This is a genomic window from Microbacterium hydrothermale, assembly GCF_004854025.1.
In the GTDB taxonomy this organism is placed as follows: Bacteria; Actinomycetota; Actinomycetes; order Actinomycetales; family Microbacteriaceae; genus Microbacterium; species Microbacterium hydrothermale.
Genome location: NZ_STGM01000013.1, coordinates 20324 through 35682, shown reverse-complemented (window position 1 = coordinate 35682; position 15359 = coordinate 20324). Strand labels below are relative to the sequence as shown.

The 15359-nt window shown below is 70.2% G+C and carries 13 protein-coding genes and 1 pseudogene; 6 read left to right on the top strand and 8 right to left on the bottom strand.

Annotated elements, in window-relative coordinates; genetic code table 11:
• The 7 genes and pseudogenes from FB047_RS17125 to FB047_RS16595 all read right to left on the bottom strand — a co-directional run.
• Positions 1–273 (bottom strand): annotated as a pseudogene (locus tag FB047_RS17125) (hypothetical protein); the annotation flags it as partial.
• Between the two features lie 44 nt (positions 274–317).
• On the bottom strand, positions 318–1400 hold the full coding sequence (locus tag FB047_RS16620; protein WP_136588320.1) for an ABC transporter permease: 1083 nt from the start codon (positions 1398–1400) through the stop codon (positions 318–320).
• Complete coding sequence (locus tag FB047_RS16615) at positions 1397–2176, bottom strand: ATP-binding cassette domain-containing protein (RefSeq protein ID WP_136588319.1); 780 nt, start codon at positions 2174–2176, stop codon at positions 1397–1399. Before FB047_RS16615 ends, FB047_RS16620 begins: the two co-directional genes overlap by 4 nt.
• Before the next feature lie 2 nt (positions 2177–2178).
• On the bottom strand, positions 2179–3573 hold the full coding sequence (locus FB047_RS16610; protein WP_136588318.1) for an FGGY-family carbohydrate kinase: 1395 nt from the start codon (positions 3571–3573) through the stop codon (positions 2179–2181).
• Positions 3570–4619 carry a class I mannose-6-phosphate isomerase gene (locus FB047_RS16605; RefSeq protein ID WP_136588317.1) on the bottom strand — a complete coding sequence of 350 codons (1050 nt, stop codon included), beginning with the start codon at positions 4617–4619 and terminating at the stop codon, positions 3570–3572. Before FB047_RS16605 ends, FB047_RS16610 begins: the two co-directional genes overlap by 4 nt.
• Complete coding sequence (locus FB047_RS16600) at positions 4616–5806, bottom strand: LacI family DNA-binding transcriptional regulator (protein ID WP_136588316.1); 1191 nt, start codon at positions 5804–5806, stop codon at positions 4616–4618. Before FB047_RS16600 ends, FB047_RS16605 begins: the two co-directional genes overlap by 4 nt.
• A gap of 86 nt (positions 5807–5892) precedes the next feature.
• Positions 5893–6891, bottom strand: a complete 999-nt coding sequence (locus tag FB047_RS16595) for an aldose 1-epimerase family protein (protein WP_136588315.1) — start codon at positions 6889–6891, stop codon at positions 5893–5895.
• 129 nt (positions 6892–7020) lie between these two features.
• Between FB047_RS16595 and FB047_RS16590 the strand changes: the two genes are divergently transcribed.
• The 5 genes from FB047_RS16590 (at position 7021) to FB047_RS16570 (ending at position 12868) form a co-directional block, all read left to right on the top strand.
• Positions 7021–7860 (top strand): class I fructose-bisphosphate aldolase, encoded by an 840-nt coding sequence (locus FB047_RS16590; RefSeq protein WP_136588314.1) that lies wholly within the window; start codon positions 7021–7023, stop codon positions 7858–7860.
• Complete coding sequence (locus FB047_RS16585; RefSeq protein WP_136588313.1) at positions 7857–9011, top strand: Gfo/Idh/MocA family protein; 1155 nt, start codon at positions 7857–7859, stop codon at positions 9009–9011. Before FB047_RS16590 ends, FB047_RS16585 begins: the two co-directional genes overlap by 4 nt.
• Positions 9012–9213: 202 nt before the next feature.
• Positions 9214–10209 carry a LacI family DNA-binding transcriptional regulator gene (locus FB047_RS16580; RefSeq protein WP_205823101.1) on the top strand — a complete coding sequence of 332 codons (996 nt, stop codon included), beginning with the start codon at positions 9214–9216 and terminating at the stop codon, positions 10207–10209.
• A 398-nt stretch (positions 10210–10607) separates the two neighbouring features.
• A complete protein-coding gene (locus FB047_RS16575; RefSeq protein WP_240752884.1) occupies positions 10608–11549 on the top strand; it encodes a nucleotidyltransferase family protein in 942 nt (313 codons plus the stop codon).
• A complete protein-coding gene (locus tag FB047_RS16570) occupies positions 11546–12868 on the top strand; it encodes an O-antigen ligase family protein (RefSeq protein ID WP_136588311.1) in 1323 nt (440 codons plus the stop codon). The genes FB047_RS16575 and FB047_RS16570 overlap by 4 nt, the downstream gene beginning before the upstream one ends.
• On the opposite strand, the gene FB047_RS16565 is transcribed toward FB047_RS16570, so the two are convergent.
• Positions 12793–14046 (bottom strand): polysaccharide biosynthesis protein, encoded by a 1254-nt coding sequence (locus FB047_RS16565; RefSeq protein ID WP_136588310.1) that lies wholly within the window; start codon positions 14044–14046, stop codon positions 12793–12795. The genes FB047_RS16570 and FB047_RS16565 overlap by 76 nt on opposite strands.
• 225 nt (positions 14047–14271) lie before the next feature.
• Here FB047_RS16565 and FB047_RS16560 point away from each other — a divergent pair, with 225 nt between their 5' ends.
• Positions 14272–15342 (top strand): glycosyltransferase, encoded by a 1071-nt coding sequence (locus FB047_RS16560; RefSeq protein ID WP_167494278.1) that lies wholly within the window; start codon positions 14272–14274, stop codon positions 15340–15342.
• The last annotated feature ends 17 nt before the right edge of the window (positions 15343–15359 follow it).

Genomic DNA, 15359 nt, shown 5'->3' with positions numbered 1-15359 from the left:
ATCGACGATGGGCTTCTGCAGGGTGGGGTCGAACTTCTCCGGGCCCTGGGTGGTGACGGTGGCGCCTTCGGTCTTGGCTTCGGCTTCGATGCCGCACTGCATGGAGATGTAGAACTCATCCCCGGCGACGCCCTGCACGAACGCGATCTTGTAACCCCCGTCGGAACCGCCGGACGCGGATCCCGACGACGAGCCGCCGGAGCACCCGGCGAGGACGAGGGTGGCTGCGGCGCCGAGGGTGGCGAACGCGAGAACCTTCTTGTTCCACTGCATTGTGATTGCCTGTTCTCTCTTGGTTGATTCCGGATGCCGGGCGCTCAGCCGCGGCGTCCTCCGCTGACGAACTTGCGCCAGAGGCTCTGGGTGTTGCCGCGGGTCGCGGCGGTGCGGCGCACCTGGTCGACGTAGACGGCGGTGATCAGCACCGCGCCGACGGCGACCTGCTGCCAGAACGGCTGCACGCCGGTGATGACGAAGCCGTTCTGCAGGACGGCCGGGATGAAGAGGCCGACCACGGTGCCGAAGATCGTTCCCACGCCGCCGAAGAGCGAGGTCCCGCCGATCACCACGGCCGCGATGACGTTCAGGTTGGTCTGCGACTGCCCCGCGATCGCCGTGGTCGAGAACTGCGAGAGGGCCAGGATGCCGGCGAGTCCGGCGAGCGCCCCCGACAGCGTGTAGACCGAGATGAGGTGGCGGTCGACCTTGACGCCGACGCGGCGGGCGGCGAGCTCGCTGGAGCCGACGGCGTAGGTGTAGAGGCCGAACTTCGTGAAGTGCAGCACCACCGCGCCGATCACGACCACCACGAGGGCGATGACGCTGATGATCGGAAGCGACCCGAACACGTTGCCGTAGCCGATCGACACCGTGAGCACGGTCGGCACGTCGCGGATGTCGACGCCGCCCGTGAGGATCTGCGCGAGACCCAGCGCCATGCCGAGCGATCCGAGCGTGACGATGAGCGGCGGGATCTTGGCTTTCGCGATGAGGAAGCCGTTCAGCAGGCCCCAGCACACGCCGCTGAAGATCGAGACGAGGATGCCGACGGTGGCCACTCCCCAGCCCTCTCCGCCGAGCGCGCGCATCGTCAGGGCGGAGACGACGCCCGAGAACACGAGCACCGAGCCGATCGAGAGGTCGATGCCCGAGGTGATGATGATGTAGGTCATGCCGACGCCGAGGACCGCGAGGATCGAGGCGTTCTGGATGATGAGGCGGAAGTTCGACCACTGCGCGAACGAGTCCGGTGCGAGCGCGCTGAAGATCAGCACGATGACGATGAGGATGAGCAGGATCTGGAAGGCCTGCGCCTTCAGCAAGCCGACGAAGAAATTGGGCTTGGTGTCCTCGAACGTGCCGATGGCCACCGTCTCGGTGGGGGGCGTGGTGGTGCTCATTTCGAGTCGTCCTTCGTGACGGCGCCGGTCATGAGCCCGACGAGTTCTTCCATGGAGGTGTCCTTCGCGGAGATGTTGGCGACGCGCGTCCCCAGGCGCAGCACCTGGATGCGGTCGCAGACCTCCATCACGTGCGGCATGGAGTGCGAGATCAGCACGACGGCGATGCCCTTGTCGCGCACGCGGCGGATCGTCTCGAGCACGTTCTTCGTCTGACGCACGCCCAGGGCGGCGGTCGGTTCGTCGAGGAAGACGAGGCGACCGGCCCAGTGCACAGCCCGGGCGATCGCGATCGCCTGACGCTGACCGCCCGACATCTCCCCCACCGGCGACGACAGCGACCGCACGGTCGCGCCGAGTTCGTCGAACGCGGCGCGAGAGGCCTTCGCCATGTCCTTCGTCTTCATGAAGCCGAGGGCCCCGGCGATCCCGGGCCGGCGGATCTCGCGGCCCAGGTACATGTTCTGCACCGGGTCGAGGTGCGGGGCGAGGGCGAGGTCCTGGTAAACGGTCTCGATACCGAGCGACGACGCCACCTGCGGGTTGGTCATCTCGATCGGCTTGCCGTCGAAGCGGATCTCACCCTCGTCGACCGCGAGGTTTCCCGACAGCGCCTTCACCAGCGTGGACTTGCCGGCGCCGTTGTCGCCGATCAGGGCCGTGACCTCGCCGGGGTAGACCTCGAAGTCGACGTTGTTGAGGGCGCGGACGTGACCGAACTGCCGTGAGAGACCGCGCGCCTGCAGCACGGGCGTGGCCGTTGTGACTGACGACATCGTCAGCTCCTTTCCGTAGTGAGGAGAGAGGAAGAGAGGAACGCCTCGGCGACGTCCTCGAAAGAAGAGGAGGAAGAGACGGCGAACGCCGCGAACAGCGCCGCCCCGTAGGCGGTGCCCTCGTCGTGGGTCGAGACGGTGACCTCGGGCAGCAGCGCGGAGCGGGAGCGGACGACGGATGCCATCGACGACCACCCCCCGGTGAGCACGGTCGAGGTGGGCGGAGCGACCTCGCGGTCCATCACCGCCATGCACTCGGCGAGCATGTCGTTGCCGTGGCGCAGGGATGCGGCGAACAGCTCCGCGGGGCTCAGTCCGTCGCTCTGGGCGACGATCTTCAGCACTCCGTCGTCGTTGCGCGCCCCCGAGACGGCGAGACCGGCGTCCGAGACGGTTCCGTCCACGGGCAGCGCCATGGTCTCGTCGTCGACGCGGGCGCGGCCCGTGGCATCCGTGATCCCGAGCAGCTGCAGCACGCGGCGCATCAGCAGGCCCGACTTGGTCCCCGCGAGCAGCACGTACTTGCCGGGGATGACGTGACGCACGCAGTTGATGCCCGCGTGGGCGAGGCGCTCGCGCGCGGCGAACGGCAGCGTGTCGTCGAGCACGCGCACGAGGGCCTCGGCGGTGCCCATCGAGTCGTAGAGCTGACCCGTGTGGGTCGCTCCGGCCGCGACCGCCGAGACGAGGTGGTCGTGACCGGCGATGGTGAGCGCCGCCCCCTGGAAACCCGCGGGCATGTCGGGGTCGCTCAGCGTCCCCACGGCCTCGCCCGCGCTGACGAGCCTCCCGAGGATCGAGGCGTCCACGCCGAGCACGTCCAGCGCCGCCTGCCACGGGGTGCTGTCGTCCTGGTCGATGAGACCGGTCCGCGAGACGAGCGAGTACTCCGCGACGCGCGGGCCGCCGAGCGCGTGCACGACGAACTCGGGCACGTTGAGGAAGGTGGTGCCCGCGAGGGCGATCCCCGTGTCGCGCAGGTGCAGCAGTTTCGAGACGGATGCCAACGGCCCCACCGGCAGTCCGGTGCGGCCGGGGAATTCGGCGCGGAAGTCCGCGGGGGTCGCCGCGATCTGCGCGGCGCCCCGGGGGTCGAACCAGGCCATGATCGGCGCGAGCGCCTCGCCCGCGGCATCCAGCAGCACGCCCGCCTCGGCCATTCCCGAGACGCCGAGCGCGACGATGCGGTAGCCCTCGTCGAGGCGGGTGTCGGCCTCGGCGGCGAGCTCGTGCACGACGGCGATCGCCTGGGCGGCGGTCATCTCGGCCTGCCCGTGGTCGAGGTTGGTCCACGGAGACCGACGGCTCACGACGAGCACCTGGTGCCCGTCGGGGGTGGACACCAGCAGCTTGGTGCTGGTGGAGCCCATGTCGATCCCGACGACGTAGTCGCTCATCGCACGTCACCCCCGCGGAGGGTGGCGGGCCAGCCGGCGCCGGGGGCGGCGACGAGGATCTCGGCCGCGCCGGTCAGCCGCCAGGCGCCGAAAGCGTGGGGCACGGCGTAGACCTGACCGCGCTCGACCTCGACGGTCCCGGCGTCGGACACGAGCGCACCGGAGCCCTCGCGCACCAGCACCACCGCGAAGCCGGCGTCGAGCGACGCGGCGTCGCCCGCGGTGTCGCCCGCCGCGTCGAACAGGCGGAAATAGGGATCGGCGGCCGCCGGCATGAGCGAGCGGAAGGCGGGACCGGGAGCGGTGGTGCCGGCGGTGCTGATCAGGGCGTCGAGGGCGGCGGCATCCAGTTTCGCGGTCGAGACGGCGGGCATCACGGCGTCGAAGCCGAGGTCGAGGTGCGACTCCTCACGCGTCGAGGTCGTGACCGACCACTCCAGCAGGATCGAGAAGTCGGTGGGCTCCTGCACCTCGGCGACGAAGATGCCGCCGTCGATCGCGTGCACGGTACCGGCGGGGACGAGCACGCCCATCCCGGGTCGCACGACCACGCGGTTCATGCGCGACAGCATCCACTCGCTGTCCTGCGCGTCGCGGCGCCGGTCGAGCTCGTCGCGGTCGACGTCCTGGTTCCAGCCGACGTGCACGGCGCAGTCGTCCTCGGTCTCGAGCACGAACCACGCCTCTGTCTTGCCGTATGGGCAGTCGAGGTGCGCGCCCGCGAAGGCGCGGTCGGGGTGCACGTGCACGGGGAGGCGCTGTCGCGCGTCGAGGAGCTTGACCAGGATGCCGAGATCCGCGGCATCCCGTCCCCCTCGCGCTCCCACCCAGGCGGCGCGGTCGGCGCTCACGAGATCGCGTAGGAACGCGCCCTCGTCGGTCACGGCGAGGCCGATCTCGTCGGAGCCGAAGCGCGACACGGTGGAGCCGAGCCACTCCTCGGGCTGACGGTCGGTCTCGGGCACGATCCCGCGCAGCGCCGCGATGCGGTCGCCGCCGAGGTAGAAGTGCTGCACGGGGTTGGGGGGCAGCAGGACGGGCTTCATGAGGGGGCTCCGAGGGGGACGACGGCCGAGGCGGCGACGGCGCCGACCGGCTCGAGGTGGACGGGGGCGAGCGCCGCGGGCGCGGCGGTGGGAATCAGGGCGTGGCCGTTGGAGGAGGTGCCGCGCGCCGTGGCGCCGCGAGGCGCGACCGGCACCTCGCCCGATCCGCGCGCGACGAGGCGCGTCGGCACGACGGTGCGGGTGGGCTCGGCGTCGGGGTCGAGGGCGAGTTCGCGCAGGCGCCGGAAGGCCGCCGCCCCCATCAGGCGCGGGTCGTGGTCGACGTAGGTGATGCCCGGTTCGAGCACCTCGGCGAGGGTGAAGTCGCCGAACGAGATCAGCGCGGGCATCGCCAGGCCCCGGGCGCGGATCGCCTGCACGGTGCCGATCGCGGCGAGGCTCGTGGCGCACAGCAGCGCGGTGGGGGCGTCGTCGCGCTCGAGCAGTCGCGAGGCCTCGGCCGCCTCCCCCGCGCGGAACCGCTCGTGCGTGACCACGAGCGAGGGGTCGAAGGCGACTCCCGCCGCCTCGAGGGCCGAGCGGTAGCCGGCGAGGCGGTCGCTGACGGTGGGGTAGGGCACGTCCTCGCCCATGAACGCCACGCGACGGTGTCCGTGGGCGAGCAGGGCCGCGGTGGCCTCGGCCGCCGCACCGAAGTCGTCGATCACGACCGCGTCGATGCCCGATCGCGAGCGGTCGACGGTCACCACGGGAAAGCGCGTGCGCAGTCCCGCGAGCGTCACCGCGCCCACCGCGACGGGAGCGACGACGAGACCGGCGAGGCGGTGACCGGTCAGACGGTCGAGCTGGGTGCGCTCGCGTGCGGCGTCGTAGCCGGTGCTGGCGAAGATGACGCTGAGCCCTTCGGCGACGGCGAGCTCTTCGACCACGCTGACGAACGCGGCGAAGAAGGGGTCGCTGATCGCGTCGATCAGGATGCCGATCGTGTCGGCCGCCTGCCGCTTGAGTTCGCGAGCGCTGCGGTCGGGCACGAAGCCAAGGGCGCGGACGGTCTGCAGCACCTTGTCCCGGGTGCCGGGAAGCACGCCGGGCTCGTCGTTGATGACGCGCGAGACCGTCTTGGGGCTGACCCCGGCGGCGGTCGCGACGTCGATGAGGCGGGCGCGCGGGCGGGCCACGGGGGCCTCGCCGACCGCTGTCGCGGTCACCTGCTCGTCGTGCGTCATCGCATCTCCGACATCGTTGTCATTCGGACGGGAGGACCCGGGGAGGGCCTCGATGGAGTCATCCTGAGGTCAGGCGGACAACGTTGTCAAGTCTCGATTCGATATCCGATGACATCGATGTCGAGGCCGAGCTCCCGAGAGCCGCCGGGAGCGAGCGGACGCAGCAGGCCCGCCTGCCGCGCATCGGCGCGACCCAGGATCGTCGCCGCCGTCGCCGGCTCCACCCCGAGAACGAGACCGTCGTCCTGAGCGACCCGCCACTGGAACAGCGCCGGCAGTTGCGCGGTGTCGAACGAGATCCGGATGCCGAGCCCCGACGCCGCGACCACCTCGGCGCTGACACGACGGTCGGCCGGAAGCTCGTGACGGAACACCTGCTCGGGGTAGTCCGCGGCCGGTTCCGGGAACTCCGCCCATCCGGCCAGCCCCGCCTCGGCCGCGGCGTCCCGGGCGTGCACGCGCTCCGCCGGCGAGCGCAGCACGGTGCCCGCGTCGACCAGCGGCCACCCGAGGTTGACGTGGTAGAGCACCATCGGCTCGACCGCCCTCGAGCCGCGGTTGACGATCTCGTCGCGCAGTTCGATGCGCCCCTCGCCGAGTGGCACGCGCACCCTCCGCCGAAGCTCGAGGTGAGCGCCGAGCACCGCCGCCTCCACGACGGTCGCCTCCACGATCACGGCATCCGCCCGCACCTCGGCTCGGGTGATGGATGCCGAGAGCCCGCTGTAGCGCCCGTGCTGGGGATGCGCCCCCTCGGCGTCGACCGACGGCGGCCCGAACGACAGCTGGCCGCACGTGGTCACGAGCCCGCCCCCGAACGACGCCCCGAAGCCCGCGGCGCCCGGCCGAGGCCACCCGGTCGGCGACACCCAGGCCAGGGGAACGCCGCGGTGGCGCACCTGCCCGAGGTCGAGACCGCGGTCGGGCAGCAGCTCGACGTCGAGGTCGCCCGCGACGATGCGCACGCGCCGGGTGCCGGCATCCGGACCGTCGGTGCGAAGCGACTGCTCCACCGACGCCACCTGCGCGGTCGAGCCCGCGCGCCGGAGCGCCTCGTCGATCGATCGCCCGTACAGCTCGCCCATGAGCCCCCGCCTTCCTCGCCGTGGTGCGCCTCACGGTAGCAGTGATTGACAACGTTGTCTTGCTCCCCGCATACTGACCGTCGAGCGCAGAGCCGCGCCCCGACACGACGCTTCGGAGACCCACACCCCATGTCGAAACCCCGCCTCAACCGCCTCTTCAACGCCCGCTCCGGTCGCGCGTTCGACGTCGCCGTCGACCACGGCGCGTTCCACGAGCCCTCGTTCCTCACCGGCATCGAAGACATGGCGAAGACCGTCGCCACCCTCGTCGACGCCGGACCCGACGCCGTGCAGCTCACGCTCGGCCAGGCCCCGCTGCTGCAGTCCGTCCCCGGCAAGAACAAGCCCGGCCTGGTCCTGCGCACCGACATCGCCAACGTCTACAACGACCCGCTCGAAGCACCCCTGCACAGCATCCACGTCCCCGACGCGATCGAGGTCGCCGTGCGCCTGGACGCCGTGGCGGTGTGCGTGAACCTGCTCGACCTGCCCGGCGAGCCCCAGGTGCGCGAGCAGTGCATCCGCTCGATCCTGGCGCTCCGCACCGACGCCGAGAAGTACGGGATGCCGCTCATGATCGAGCCCCTGGTCATGCAGACCAAGCCCGGCTCCGGCGGCTACGGCGTCGACGGCGACACCGCCAAGGTCGTCACCCTCGTCCGCCAGGCCCGCGAGCTCGGCGCCGACCTGATCAAGGCCGACCCGACCGACGACATCGGCGACTACCACCGCGTCATCCAGGCCGCCGGCGACACCCCCGTGCTCGTGCGCGGCGGCGGTCGCGTCGACGACCGCACGCTCCTCGAGCGCACGCAGGCGGTGCTCGAGCAGGGCGCGCGCGGCATCGTCTACGGCCGCAACGTGATCCAGCACCGCGATCCGGCCGGCATCACCGCCGCGCTCATGGCCGTCGTGCACGAGAACGCCTCGGTCGACGACGCGCTGACCCTGATCGGCGGTGCCGCATGACCGGCAAGAAGATCGGCGTCGGCATCATCGGCGGCGGCCTCATGGGCCGCGAGATCGCGGCGGCGCTGCGCCGCTGGCCCGCCCTCATCGACCACCCCGCCGAGCCCGAGCTCGTCGCGGTGTGCGACATCAACCCCGCGGCGCTGGAATTCTTCGAGCGCATCGACACCGTCCAGCTGACGACGACCGACCACCACGAGCTCCTCGCCGACCCCCGCGTCGACGTCGTCTACATCGCCGTCCGCCACGACCTGCACGAGCGTCTGTACGTCGACACCGTGAAGGCCGGCAAGGCGCTGCTCGCCGAGAAGCCGTTCGGCATCGACCGGGCCGCCGCCGACGCGGTCGTGGCCGCGATCGACGAGAACCCGCAGTCGTTCGTGCGCGTCTCGAGCGAGATGCCGTTCTTCCCCGGCGCGCAGTGGGCCGTCGACTACGTGCGCTCCGGAGCGTTGGGCCGCATCGTCGAGGCGAAATGCACCTTCCTGCACTCGAGCGACATCGACGTGAACAAGCCCCTCAACTGGAAGCGCCAGAAGCAGTTCTGCGGCGACGCGGGCGTGCTCAACGACCTCGGCATGCACACCTGGCACGTGCCGCTGCGCCTGGGCTGGACGCCCGAGAAGGTCGTCGGCATCCTGCAGGACATCGTCACCGAGCGTCCGGGTCCCGACGGCTCGCCGCAGCCCTGCGACACGTGGGACAACGCCGTGATCCACTCGTGGGCGCGTCACGAGGGGGCGCCGTTCCCACTCACGACCGAGACCAAGCGCATCGCGCCCGGCCAGAAGAACACGTGGGAGTTCGAGGCCATCGGCATGTCGGGCGGGGTGCGCTTCAGCACCAAGAACCCGAAGCAGGTCGAGGTGTTCGCCTTCGTCGACGTGCCCGGCGTCGGCCGCGAGCAGAGCTGGCAGAGCGTCGACGCGGGCAGCCAGTCGGTGTGGCCCACGGTGACGGGTCCGAACTTCGAGTCCGGATTCTCGGATGCCATCCTGCAGATGTGGGCGGCCTTCCTCGCCGAGTACGTGGGCGAGCTGGGCGACGGCTTCGGCTGCGTCCGCCCCGAAGAGGCCGCTCTCACGCACCGCCTGTTCGCCGCCGCGATCGCCTCCCACGAGACGGGCACCCTGGTCGCTCCTTCTCTCTGACCCTCTCGTGAGTGTCCACGACACGCCGCCTCCCCTCCCCGAGATGCGGCGTGTCGTGGACATTCGTCTTCCAGGGAGAGTCGGCGTCGCCCGAGGCCGGCGGGCGGGGTTCGGGGACGGCACCGCCCCGGATGGCACCGCGCCCCGGTCGATCCCTATGCTCGGAGGATGCCGCTCCCGACGGCATCACCCGAGGAGACGCATGCGCAAGACCGGCCGGCCGACCATGGTCGACGTCGCCGCCGAGGCGGGCGTCAGCTTCAAAACCGTCTCGCGCGTCATCAACGGCCAACCGCACGTCGACCCGGCCATGGCCGAACGCGTCCTGGCCGCGGTCGCGCGGCTCGGCTACCACCGCAACGCCCTCGCCGCGAGCCTGCGCTCCGGCGACCGCGACACGATCGGCTTCATCGCCGCCGATCTGTCGAACATGTTCTACATGGCGGTCGCCGCCGGCGTATCCTCGGTCGCCTCCCGGGAGCGCATGCACCTGGTCATGGCATCCAGCGAAGAGGATGCCACGAACGAACGCACCCTCGCCCTCGACCTGTGCCAGCGTCAGGTCGGCGGCCTGATCGTGGTGCCGACCGCTGACGACCACGCCTACCTGCAGCGCGAGGTCGAACTCGGCACTCCGGTGGTCTTCCTCGACCGTCCCGGCACCGGCATCCCCGCCGACACGATCCTGCTCGACAACCGCGGCGGCGCGCGCGCGGCCGTCGCCGAGTTGCTGGCCGCCGGTCACCGCCGCATCGCGGTGCTGCTCGACGCACCGGGCATTTACACGATGGTCGAACGTCGAGCCGGCGTCGAAGAGGCCTACGCCGCGATCGGGCGCGAGCCCGACCCCGCGTGGGTCGTCGACGCGCTGCACACCCCCGCCGCGGCCCGCGACGCGATGCTCCGCCTGCTCGACAGCGACGATCCGCCCACCGCGGTGTTCTGCGCCAACAACCGCATCACGATCGGCGTGCTCGAGGCGATCCTCCCGCGCGGAGCGGACGTCGACGTGGCCGGCTTCGACGACTTCGAGCTGTCGCACCTGCTCCCCCGTCGTATCCGCGTCGTCGATTACGACGTCGCCGACCTGGGACGTCACGCCGCGGAGACGCTGCTGCGCCGTGCCGCCGCCCCGGCGACCGGTTCGCACACCCACCTCGTGCCGACGCGATTGGTGGATCGGGGCGGCGTGCGCTGACGCAAAATCTCCGATCGCGGAGATCGGGTGACAATCACCCGGCGGGCAGGTGAGGTTCCGCGCGAACCGCCCGCACGCATCGCGGCGGAGGACCGGAGCGCGTCTCGGCGGAGCGCACCGCGGGCGAGACTGTGAGGTCGACCCCCGCACGCTCAGGAGCACCCATGTCTGCAGAACGTCCTCCCGCTGTGGGGTGGATGCCGATCGCTTTCGGAGCCCTCGACGTTCGCGCCGTCCCGGGCTTCCCCCCTGCCGGCGACATCCTCGTCGCACCGACTCGCCCAGGCGTCGCCCTCTGTCTCGTCGAGCCCGCGGCGTCGCTCTGGCGGCGACTGGTCGAGACGCAGCCGGTGGCCGCCCACACTCTCACCGCCGCCGAGTCTCAGCTCGTGAGCGAGATGGCGTCCGCGGGTTTGGCCACCACCGAACCGAACCATCCCGCCGTCGTCTCGACCGTGCCGGTCCCGGCTCTGTCCTCGCCGATCCACGAGTTGCTCTATGCGGTGGTCCACCACGTCGCCCGGGAGCGCGGAGTTGCGTGCGTCTTCGTGAAAGGCCCGGCCCTGCACCGTCAGGGGTTGCGCACTCGCGAACATTCCGGGGACATCGACGTGTGGTGCCATCCATCGGACGTCGACGTTCTCGCCAGAGCGCTCGAGGAGTGGGGATGGCATCGCGCCCCCGACCCGTGGGCGGGCACGAGTGTCCCCCACAGCACTGCCATGCTGCCGAGCGGGTGGGGATGCGAGATCGACATCCACCGGCGCATTCCCGGACTGACGCTCGACGACGATCGCGCCTTCCACCTCGTCCGCGAGGACACCGTCCCGCTGCGGTATGCGGGCGTCGAGGCGCGCGTCCCCTCCCCCGCGACCCACGCTGTGATCGCCGCCGTCAATGCGGTACGCCCCGGTCCCGGCGACGGCGCTCGGGCGACGGCGGCATCCGCCAGCGCGCTCTCCGCTCTGCAGGCGGGCGGCCGGGCCGCTCTCGAACGCGCCCGCGAGCTCGGGGCGGTTCCTGCCCTTCAAACCCAGTTGCGCGCGCTCACCGGGCACGATGACTGGCGCGATGAGGGCGTCCCGCGCGACTGGAAGTGGCGTACCCAGCCGACTCGCTGGCAGGCATACGCGGTGGCACTGCTTTCTCTTCCCCGGAGGGAACGCTATCGGGCGGCGATCGGGGTGCTCTGGCCTTCCGACGAGGTGGCACTGGCATCGGCCCGCAAGGCGGACGATCCGACCGAAGACCCCGGACGGGCACGTCGGCGCCGCTTGATCCGCGGCCTACGCGAGGCGCTCCCAGGCCGGTTCGCCGCCCGGAAGGGAGCGCGATCATGACCTGGGCGGGCGCCCTCGTCGCCCTCGTCGGTCTGACCAGCTTCTGGATGTGCTTCCGCGCCGTCCCCGATCAAGTAGCGGTCCGCGCGGTCGGCTCTGTCATCGTCATGACCACCCTCGTACCGGTGATGGCGGTCGCCGACCAGACGGTCGCCATCTCCGCCATGGCGATCTCGGTCGGGGTCTGCCTGATCGCGAGGGTGCGCAGCACCGCGTCCGTCGGCCTACCGGGCGGCGTCGGTGTCGCGCTCCTGCTGGCATTTCTGACGTGGTCGGCCGCGCGCATCGTCGGGCAGTTCTCCGCCAGATCCGTCGTTCTCCAGGTCGGCATGCTCATCACCGTCGGTGCGCTGGCGCTGGTGGTACCGCTGCTTCGACGATCAGACCTGCGAATCATCGCGGACGTGGTGCTCGTTCTCGTCATCGCGCACACCGTCTACGCAGCACTCGAACAGATCAACGCGGTGGGCGCCGTCTGGCAGTTGCGAGAGAAGTCGCTCGAAACCATCGAGGACCGGCTGAACGTCCTCGTGCCGTCTCTCGCGGGACGATCGCAGAGCTCGTTCGGACACCCGATCCCGTTCGGGTTCTTCGCGTGTTTCTCGGGATTGATCCTCACCCACGCGGCGTTCCAATACCGCCGACGCCGCTACGGGATCGGTGTCGCCGTCTCTCTGATCGCACTGGTCCTCTCCGGCACACGCAGCGCCGCGGTCGCCCTGATCGCCGCTCTCCTGGCCTACGCCCTCGCGAACGTGCGGTGGCACCGACTACTCCCATTCATCGCCGGAGCGGGGATCCTCGCGGTTCTGGCTCTGCTCGTGAACCTGCCTCAGCTCCTGGCGCTCGACAGCCGCTTCGAATCCTCGGTGTCGTTCATCCACCGCACACTCGTCACCGGTTCGTGGTCGAATCTCTGGAGCCAGGATGAGACGCTCCGCTGGTTCGGGTGGGGTGCGGGAGCGACCGCCGAACTCTTCCGTTCCGGCATCGTGCGAGGCGCGCGCAACCTCGTCTATTTCGACAACACCTACATCTCGCTGTTCGCGCTCTCGGGCCTGCTCGCCGTGATCCTCTTCTGCGCCGTCCTCTCGTGGTCGATTCGTGGCGGCGCACTGGCGATCGGCATCGGCACGTTCGTCGCCGTCATGGGATTCTCCTTCGACGAGCAGCTCTGGCAACTCCCCCTGATGATTCTGGCCGTCGGGTCGCTCCTGCCGAGACCCCTCGGGGTACTCCATCGTCAGGAGGTCGTCGTGGAGCCGATCGGATCGCCGTCCGCGCCGACTCGCCGGGCGCGGAGGGCCATGAGCACGTAGCCCGATGCCGCGACCCCTTCGGCCACGGCAAGGGCGAGTGGGATGCCGGCACACCCGAACTTCTCGATCATCGGCAGAGCAGCGGCGGCGCCACATGACAGTCCGATCATGTCGCAGACCAACACGACCCTCGTTCGGCCGCGCGGAACGAGAACGTTGCGAACGATCGGCGTTCCGACCGAGACGAAGAAGAAGGCCGCGGCATAGCCGATGAACATGGTGACCGGCGCCTCGAGATGGTCTCCGAACAGGAGACGGGAGGCGAGCGGCCCTGCCCAGATGAGGAGCAGTCCGCCGACGACGCCGAGAACGATGTGAAGCCCGACTGCGATAGCGTGCCGCCGCCCTCGTAAGGCATCCTCGAGCACCCAGTTCTGCAGCGCATCGCCGAGCGCCGACGCGCTGAACAACCCATAGCGGTACAACCGGTCAGCCGACGAGAGTAGCGCCACCTGTCCGGCGTCGCCGACGAAGGTGGCCGCCGGAACGGGCGCGGCCGATCGAGCCCCCGCGATGAGGATCACGCCGGCACCGGGAACGCTCAGCCGAGCTGCGGAGCGCAGTGCCTCGCGCCCCGGCGGTGCAGGGAAGAACCTCGAGAAAAGGCTGCGGTGGAAGAGGATCTGCGCCACCACGACGCCCAGGATCGCGCAGGCCGGGTACCAGATCGCCCGGCAGGTCACGGCGACCATCGCAGCACCGATGGCAAGAGACGACAGCCGCGGCAGGACCTCGTAAGCAGTGATGAGTCCGGGACGCCCGAGGCCGATCGCGTACCACGTCATGGACAGCCCTGACAGCGCCGCTGACGCGCACATGATCGCGGCGAGCGCGGCAGTTTCCGGCGGCGAGAGGGCAGCCGCGAGGATGGCGCTGCACGGGGTGACAAGGATGAGGAGCAGCAACCTCATCCACCAACTCGACGCGTAGACGCCGGCGCGAATCTCCTCCGTCTTCGCGAGGGCGATGGCCGGTGGACCAACCACCTGCCAGCCGAACATCACAGCGGACGTGGCGAACGACCCGACTGCCTGACCGACGCTCAGCGCAGCCCACTGCTCGATCGAACAAGATCGTGTCACGATCCCGAGAAGCAGGAGCGGAGCGAGGGATGCGAGAAGGGGGAGGGAGCCGAACCCGAAGAGGCGGGCTGAGAGCGACCTCATGCGATCGGGCACGGACGGATCGTGGACACCTCGCAACCCTCACCGGTTGGTGACGGGTCGGATGTCGGTCGGCACTTCGCCCGCTGCTGGTGACACTTCGGGTGCACGTAGGTGATTTCTGTGATGATCGCCTCCCCCAACGGGCGCACGCGCCGCGCCGCGGCCCCCCGCGTTCCCTGTCGACGACAGCCTCCCGCCCGATCGGTCGTTCACGCATCGTCGTCTACAACGGGGAGGGTGAGCACCCCTGCGACTCCGCCGAACCCGGACGACCTGACCGTCGTCACCGTCACCTATGCCGACAGATGGGAGGTGGGCTTGGCGGCGACCGCTGCGTCCGTGCTCGGTGACCCGCGCACGCATCTCATCGTCGTGTGCAACGGCGTGTCCGCGAACACCCTCCGGAATGTGCGGACGCTCGCGGCAAAGCACCCTTCTCGAGTGGACCTGATCGTATTCGATCGCAACCGGGGTTCCGCCCCGGCATTCGCCGAGGGGCTGAGTGCGGGATACCGCCGTCGTACGCCGGTGCTCATCCTCGACGACGACAATCCCCTCCCGTCGGGGGCGATCGATCGTCTGCGCGCAGTGACAGCCACCCTGAACGAACGCGGCGCGGCTCCCACGGCGCTGGCCTGCTTCCGGTCCGTCAATCCGGTCCACAGTCTGCTTCGGGAGGGGCTCCCGCCGGAGGAGCTCTTCGCCGAGCTCCGACCCGGTGCGTTCGCCAGCACCGACCTCTTCCGCGTCCGACGCACCGCCGACGATTCCCGGGAGCAGCTCGAGACATCACGGGCCCGCGAACGTCTCGTTCCTCTGGGCAACACGATGTGGGGTGGCACGTTCCTGCCCGCCGAGGTCGCTGCTCTCGGCATCCTTCCACCTTCCGAACTGGTGCTCTACGGCGACGACAATGCGTTCTCCGCCTCCCTGCGATCGGCTGGCGTCGATCTCCGACTTTGTCTCGACATCGAGATCCACGACACCGTGGATTGGCGTCGAAGCGCAGAACCAGCTCGCGGGCTCATCCGCGTCCCGCGGGTACTGCGCACGCCCGAAGAACAGTTGTGGCGCGTGAAGTATCAGGCGCGCAATGCCGCCTATTTGAGTTCCGTGCAGTCCCGCGGGTCCCGATCCGCGCGCGTCCGCCTCGGGGTGAACGCGGCGGTCCGGCTCGGGCTTCTTCTCGTGGCTGCCCTCGCCGTCGGCCGTCTGAAGGTCTTCGGTGCGATCTGGAGTGCCAGTATGGACGGCCTGCGCAACCGTCTGGGAGAGAGCTATCCCCTTCCCGGGAACGAGGTTCGCTGAACTCGGGGCCCGCCTCG

Coding starts and splice junctions, on each gene's coding strand:
- FB047_RS16620 (WP_136588320.1), bottom strand. CDS start 1,400: ATGAGCACCACCACGCCCCCCACCGAGACGGTGGCCATCGGCACGTTC.
- FB047_RS16605 (WP_136588317.1), bottom strand. CDS start 4,619: ATGAAGCCCGTCCTGCTGCCCCCCAACCCCGTGCAGCACTTCTACCTC.
- FB047_RS16600 (WP_136588316.1), bottom strand. CDS start 5,806: ATGACGCACGACGAGCAGGTGACCGCGACAGCGGTCGGCGAGGCCCCC.
- FB047_RS16615 (WP_136588319.1), bottom strand. CDS start 2,176: ATGTCGTCAGTCACAACGGCCACGCCCGTGCTGCAGGCGCGCGGTCTC.
- FB047_RS16610 (WP_136588318.1), bottom strand. CDS start 3,573: ATGAGCGACTACGTCGTCGGGATCGACATGGGCTCCACCAGCACCAAG.
- FB047_RS16585 (WP_136588313.1), top strand. CDS start 7,857: ATGACCGGCAAGAAGATCGGCGTCGGCATCATCGGCGGCGGCCTCATG.
- FB047_RS16570 (WP_136588311.1), top strand. CDS start 11,546: ATGACCTGGGCGGGCGCCCTCGTCGCCCTCGTCGGTCTGACCAGCTTC.
- FB047_RS16590 (WP_136588314.1), top strand. CDS start 7,021: ATGTCGAAACCCCGCCTCAACCGCCTCTTCAACGCCCGCTCCGGTCGC.
- FB047_RS16595 (WP_136588315.1), bottom strand. CDS start 6,891: ATGGGCGAGCTGTACGGGCGATCGATCGACGAGGCGCTCCGGCGCGCG.
- FB047_RS16575 (WP_240752884.1), top strand. CDS start 10,608: ATGGCGTCCGCGGGTTTGGCCACCACCGAACCGAACCATCCCGCCGTC.
- FB047_RS16580 (WP_205823101.1), top strand. CDS start 9,214: ATGCGCAAGACCGGCCGGCCGACCATGGTCGACGTCGCCGCCGAGGCG.